Source organism: Sporichthya sp., from assembly GCF_013815995.1.
Lineage (GTDB): Bacteria > Actinomycetota > Actinomycetes > Sporichthyales > Sporichthyaceae > Sporichthya.
The window spans coordinates 1-5740 of record NZ_JACDFE010000256.1; the positions used below are offsets into that span (position 1 = coordinate 1).

Genomic DNA, 5740 nt, shown 5'->3' on the forward strand with positions numbered 1-5740 from the left:
GTCCAACGATCTGCAGGCGGCCGCGGTCTCGCTGCGGCCGGCGCTCGCGCAGACCCTGGGCGCGGCCGTCGAACTCGGTGCCCTCGGCGCGATCGTCTCCGGCAGCGGCCCGACGGTTGCGTTCCTGGTGCGCTCGCCCGAGTCCGGCCTCGACGTCGCGGTCGGGCTGACCGCGATGGGGCTGTGCCGCGATGTGAAGCGGGCCACCGGCCCGGTGCCCGGCGCCCGCGTCGTTCCGCAGGGGCGCTGAACTGGTGGCCAACCTCGTCAACCTCGAGGCCGTGCGGAAGTCCTACGGACTGACCACCCTGCTCGACGGGGTTTCCCTGGGCCTGTCCGCCGGTGAGCGGATCGGCGTGGTCGGGCGCAACGGGGCCGGCAAGTCCACGCTGCTGAAGGTGCTCAGCAAGGTCGACCCGCCGGACGCCGGCCGGGTCACGCACAGCGGCGGGCTGCGGATCGCGGTGCTGTCCCAGGCCGACGACCTCGACTCGAATATGACGATCCGTCAGGTCGTGCTGGGCGACCGGGCCGAACACGACTGGGCCGGCGACGCCCGGGTCCGCGACGTCATCTCCGGCCTGTTCGGCGGCCTCACGCTGCCGGGTCACCCGCAGGGCTTCGACACGGTCATCCGACCGCTGTCCGGTGGCGAACGGCGCCGGATCGCGCTGGCCCGTGAGCTCGTGCGCGAACTGGACCTGCTGGTCCTGGACGAGCCGACGAACCACCTCGACGTCGAGGGCATCGACTGGCTGGCCCGGCACGTGGTGACCCGGCCCGGCGCGCTGCTGGTCGTCACCCACGACCGGTGGTTCCTGGACACCGTCTGCACCCGCACCTGGGAGGTCGCCGACGGCGCGGTCAACGCGTTCGACGGCGGCTACGCGGCCTACGTGCTGGCCAAGGCCGAACGGAACCGGATCGCCTCCACGGAGGAGCAGAAGCGCGTCAACCTGGTCCGCAAGGAGCTGGCCTGGCTGCGCCGCGGCCCGCCCGCGCGGACGTCCAAGCCCCAGTTCCGCATCGACGCCGCCAACGCGCTGATCGCGGACGTGCCGCCGATCCGCGACAGCGTCGAGCTGGTCAAGTTCGCGACCGCCCGCCTCGGGCGTACCGCCTACGAACTGCACGACGTCACGCTCACGGCCGGGCCGAAGACGCTGCTGGAGCACCTGACCTGGAACCTCGGCCCCGGCGAGCGGGTCGGCCTGGTCGGGGTCAACGGCAGCGGCAAGACGAGCCTGATCCGGCTGCTGCTGGACGAGGTCAAGCCCGCCGCCGGCAAGGTCGTCCGCGGCGTCACGCTGCGCCCGGCCCACCTCTCGCAGGAGGTCCGCGAGCTCGACCCCAAGGTGCGGGTGCTGGAGTCCGTCGAGCGGATCTCGCGCGTCATCACGATCGGCAAGAAGGAGTTCACCGCCTCCTCGATGCTGGAGCGCTTCGGCTTCAGCGGCGACCGGCAGTGGCGCGCGGTCGGTGACCTGTCCGGCGGCGAATGCCGCCGCCTGCAGCTGCTCCGGCTGCTGATGGCCGAGCCGAACGCGCTGTTCCTCGACGAACCGACCAACGACCTGGACATCGAGACACTGACCGAACTCGAGGACCTCCTCGACGGCTGGCCCGGCACCCTGGTCATCGTCAGCCACGACCGGTACTTCCTGGAGCGCACCACCGACACGGTCTACGCCCTGCTCGGTGACAACGACCTGCGGATGCTGCCCGGCGGCGTGGATGAGTACCTGCAGCGCCGCGCCGCCATCGCCGGTGCGGAGCCCGCCGCGTCGCCAGCCCAGGCTTCCCCGTCCGCCGCGGCCGCCGCTCCTGCCGCGCCTGCCGGGGATGTCCGCGCCGCCCGCAAGGAGCTGGCCCGGATCGAGAAGCGCTGGGAGCGGATCGAGGCGGCCGAGAAGAAGCTGCACGAGCAACTGGCCGAGAATGCCTCGGACTACGCCCGGGTCGCCGAACTCGACGCCGAGCTCCGCGCCCTCGCCGCCGAACGCACGGCCCTCGAAGACCAGTGGATGGCCGCCGCCGACATCGCCGGGGGCTGAACTCCGATACGGGCGAGTCGGCCCGCCGCCTGCGTGCACGCAGGTCGACGCGACGGAGAGAGCGAGCGGCGCATCGGTTGACCACCCGCTACGCCGCGCGCGAGCGACCGGAGGAGCGGAGACCAAGTAGCGCCGGCCGGGCCGCGAGCGTTCGCGCGCGGAGCGCGCCAACTATTCCGGATTGTCGAACGGCGAAACGAGGTCGCGGAGCAGATCCGCGAGGGCGTCGCGCTGACGGTCCGTCAGACCCGCCAGCAGCTTCTGCTCGTGGGCCAGCAGATCGGTGAGGGTGTCATCGACGACGGCGAGGCCGCGCGGGGTGAGGACGACCAGGACGCCGCGGCGGTCGGCCGGGTCGGGCTCGCGGCGGACCAGCTCCTTGGCGGTCAGGCGGTCGATCCGGTTGGTCATCGTCCCGGAAGTCACCAGCGTCTGGTTCAGCAGCGCGCCGGGGGAGAGCTGGTAAGGCTCGCCGGAGCGGCGTAGCGCGGACAGGACGTCGAACTCCCAGGCCTCCAGGTCGTGCTCGGTGAAGGCGCTGCGCCGGGCCCGGTCCAGGTGGCGGGCAAGGCGGGTCACCCGGCTGAGGACCTCCAGCGGCCGGGTGTCCAGATCGGGCCGTTCCCGTCGCCACGCGGCGACGAGCCGGTCCACCTCGTCCTGCATGAATCCGAATATAGCCACGATATTGTCTTGACATCAAGAGACTTCGGGCGGATCTTCGAGAGTCCAGGGGATGTCATCCCCCTCGACCGTGAAATGTCCGTTATGTCCGCATCCCGGCGGTCGAGAGGGATGACATCCCCGGAGCAACCTGGCCCCGGAGGACGCCATGTGGGACCCGCAGACCTACCTGACCTACGCCGATGAGCGCACCCGGCCGGCCCGCGACCTGCTCGCCGCGGTCGATCTCGCCGACCCGGAGCGGGTCGTCGACCTGGGCTGCGGCACCGGCACCTCGACCCGCCTGCTGGCCGCCCGCTGGCCCGGCGCGGACGTGCTGGGCACCGATTCCTCCTCCGAGATGATCGAGGCGGCCAGGGCGGAGCAGGACGGCATCCGCTATGAGGTCGTCGGCGCCGCGGAGTGGCAGCCGGAGGGCCCGGTGGACCTCTGGTTCTCCAACGCGATGCTGCAGTGGCTACCAGGGCACCTCGACCTGCTGCCGCGCTGGCTGGGCACGCTCAGCAGAACGGGCCGGCTGGCCTTCCAGGTGCCGGCCAACTTCGACGCCCCGCACCACGTGCTGCTCCGCGAGTTCTGCGCCGCACCGGCCTGGCGCGACCGGCTCCACGGCATCTCCGAGCGGCACGAGGCCATCCACACCCCGGTCGGGTACGCCGACGCCCTGGCCGCGGCCGGCGCCCGCCCGGACGTCTGGGAGACCACCTACCTACATCGCCTGGAGGGGCCCGACCCCGTCCTGACCTGGACCATGGGCACGGCGCTGCGCCCGGTCCTGAACAAACTCGACGGAGCCGAGCGGGAGGCGTTCCTCGCCGAGTACGGCGAAGCGGTCCGCGCCGCCTATCCGGTCGGACGGGACGGGGTGACGACCTTCCCGTTCCGGCGCATCTTCGCCGTGGGCGCCCCGGCCTGAGTGTGAGGTTCATCAACCGTTCGGATGGGTTGCATCACATCCCCTCGCGGGGGGAAGAACCGAAACCGTAACCTACGGAGACGTAGGTCAGTGGCCCCCGAGAAACGAGCCCTAGTCGATGGCGAGTACGCAACTCCTGCCGAGCCCTGAGCCCGAGGTCAAGGGCACCATGGGCGGGGAGCAGAAGGGCTGGCTCGAACAGGCCACCCTCGCGCTGTTCATCGTCGTCCCGCTGATCGCCGTCGCCGCGATCGTCCCGGTCACCTGGGGCTGGGGCCTGCACTGGCGCGACGTCGTCATCGCGCTGTTCTTCTACCTGCTGACCGGCTTCGGCATCACCGTCGGCTTCCACCGCTACTTCACCCACGGCTCGTTCCGGGCCAAGCGGCCGCTGCGCATCGCGCTCGGCATCATGGGCAGCCTCGCGGTCGAGGGCCCGCTGATCCGCTGGGTCGCCGACCACCGAAAGCACCACAAGTACTCCGACCAGGACGGCGACCCGCACTCGCCATGGGCCTTCGGGGACAGCGTCGGCGGGCTCACCAAGGGGCTGTACCACGCGCACCTCGGCTGGCTCTTCGACGAGGAGCAGACCCCGCAGCGCCAGTACGCCCCCGACCTGCTGGCCGACAAGGACATCGTCACGATCTCCCGGCACTTCCCGACCTGGGTCGCGGTCTCCACGCTGCTGCCGCCCCTGATCGGCGGCCTGTGGTCGTGGTCGTGGCAGGGCGCGCTGTCCGCGTTCTTCTGGGCGACGCTGGTCCGGATCGCGCTGCTGCACCACGTCACCTGGTCGATCAACTCGATCTGCCACGTCGCCGGCAACCGGCCCTTCAAGAGCCGCGACCGCTCCGGCAACGTGTGGTGGCTGGCGCTGCTGTCCTTCGGTGAGTCCTGGCACAACCTGCACCACGCCGACCCCACCTCGGCCCGGCACGGCGTGCTGCGCGGCCAGCTCGACACCAGCGCCCGGCTGATCTGGATCTTCGAGAAGTTCGGCTGGGCGTCCCACGTCCGGTGGCCGGACTCCAAGCGCCTGGACGCCCGCCGCGCCACCTGAGGGCCGGAACGGGGCAGACTGATCGAATGGCCGACGCTGGGGACCCGAACGCGCGCGCGGTGACCCGGGCCCGGATGACGGGCAAGGAGCGCCGCCTCCAACTCGTCGACGTCGGGCGCCGCCTGTTCGCGGAAAAGGGCTTCGAGGGCACCTCCGTCGAGGAGATCGCCGCCAAGGCCGGAGTCTCCAAGCCGGTCGTCTACGAGCACTTCGGCGGCAAGGAGGGCCTCTACGCGGTCGTCGTCGACCGTGAGATCGAGGTCCTGCTGGAGCGGATGACCGCGTCCCTGACCAGCCGCAACCCGCGCCAGCTGGCCGAACAGGCCGCCCTCGCGCTGCTGGAGTACATCGAGACCAACACCGACGGGTTCCGGATCCTGGTCCGCGACTCCCCGGTCGCGGGATCCACCGGTGGCTTCGCCAGCCTGATCTCGGATGTGGCCAGCCAGGTCGAGCACATCATGGTCGCGCAGTTCAAGGCCGGCGGCTTCGACCCGAAGCTGGCCCCGATGTACGCCCAGATGCTGGTCGGGATGGTGGCCCTGACCGGGCAGTGGTGGCTGGACGTCCGCAAGCCCAAGCGCACCGAGGTGGCCGCCCACCTGGTGAACCTGGCCTGGAACGGGCTGGCCCACCTCGAAGCCAAGCCGACCCTGCGCACGATCGACCGGGTGCCGCTGAAGTCCGCGCGCCCGAGGCGGGCTCCGGGCGAGGCCTAAGGACACGCCGCCTAAGGGCACGCCGCCCCGCCCACGGCGGCGCGCTCGACGCCCCGGACGTCCCCTGGCTACGTTCTCGTCGTCGCCCGATGCTCCGCATCGGGCTCCTCCTCGGCCTTGCCAGAGAACGCCCGGAACGCCGAATCGCATCCACCGTGAACGGGGCGGCGCGCCCTGAGCAAGTAACGTCTTCCCCGACCGATCCCGGGTCGTCTAAGGGCAGGACAATTGGTTTTGGTCCAATTTATGGGGGTTCGAATCCTCCCCCGGGAGCTGCGCAGTCGGGGGGCTACCGCCCCCCGAC

At 71.1% G+C, this 5740-nt stretch carries 5 protein-coding genes, 1 tRNA gene and 1 pseudogene; 6 read left to right on the forward strand and 1 reads right to left on the reverse strand.

Translation table 11 applies throughout. The features are described from left to right. Together H0X00_RS20820 and H0X00_RS20825 are read left to right on the forward strand one after the other, a co-directional pair. A pseudogene (locus H0X00_RS20820) lies at positions 1-250 on the forward strand (4-(cytidine 5'-diphospho)-2-C-methyl-D-erythritol kinase); the annotation flags it as partial. A gap of 1 nt (position 251) precedes the next feature. After that, positions 252-2054, forward strand: coding sequence for an ABC-F family ATP-binding cassette domain-containing protein (locus H0X00_RS20825; protein ID WP_367186716.1), 1803 nt, complete (start codon positions 252-254; stop codon positions 2052-2054). A gap of 171 nt (positions 2055-2225) precedes the next feature. On the opposite strand, the gene H0X00_RS20830 is transcribed toward H0X00_RS20825, so the two are convergent. After that, positions 2226-2720, reverse strand: a complete 495-nt coding sequence (locus H0X00_RS20830; protein ID WP_293774458.1) for a MarR family transcriptional regulator — start codon at positions 2718-2720, stop codon at positions 2226-2228. Positions 2721-2886: 166 nt separating this feature from the next. On the opposite strand from H0X00_RS20830, the gene H0X00_RS20835 reads away from it, so the two are divergent. The 4 genes from H0X00_RS20835 to H0X00_RS20850 all read left to right on the forward strand — a co-directional run bounded on the left by H0X00_RS20835 (position 2887) and on the right by H0X00_RS20850 (position 5709). Continuing rightward, positions 2887-3654, forward strand: a complete 768-nt coding sequence (locus H0X00_RS20835; RefSeq protein WP_293774459.1) for a methyltransferase domain-containing protein — start codon at positions 2887-2889, stop codon at positions 3652-3654. A 118-nt stretch (positions 3655-3772) separates the two neighbouring features. After that, entirely contained in the window at positions 3773-4717 is a 945-nt protein-coding gene (locus H0X00_RS20840) for an acyl-CoA desaturase (RefSeq protein WP_293774460.1), read from the forward strand. A 26-nt stretch (positions 4718-4743) separates the two neighbouring features. Next, entirely contained in the window at positions 4744-5436 is a 693-nt protein-coding gene (locus H0X00_RS20845) for a TetR/AcrR family transcriptional regulator (RefSeq protein ID WP_293774461.1), read from the forward strand. A gap of 202 nt (positions 5437-5638) precedes the next feature. Continuing rightward, positions 5639-5709 (forward strand) — tRNA-Gln (locus H0X00_RS20850). Positions 5710-5740 lie beyond the last annotated feature (31 nt).

What these genes read in the sequence shown, in the direction of transcription:
- H0X00_RS20830 (WP_293774458.1), bottom strand. Translation starts at nt 2,720, where the DNA reads ATGCAGGACGAGGTGGACCGGCTCGTCGCCGCGTGGCGACGGGAACGG.
- H0X00_RS20835 (WP_293774459.1), top strand. Translation starts at nt 2,887, where the DNA reads ATGTGGGACCCGCAGACCTACCTGACCTACGCCGATGAGCGCACCCGG.
- H0X00_RS20840 (WP_293774460.1), top strand. Translation starts at nt 3,773, where the DNA reads ATGGCGAGTACGCAACTCCTGCCGAGCCCTGAGCCCGAGGTCAAGGGC.
- H0X00_RS20845 (WP_293774461.1), top strand. Translation starts at nt 4,744, where the DNA reads ATGGCCGACGCTGGGGACCCGAACGCGCGCGCGGTGACCCGGGCCCGG.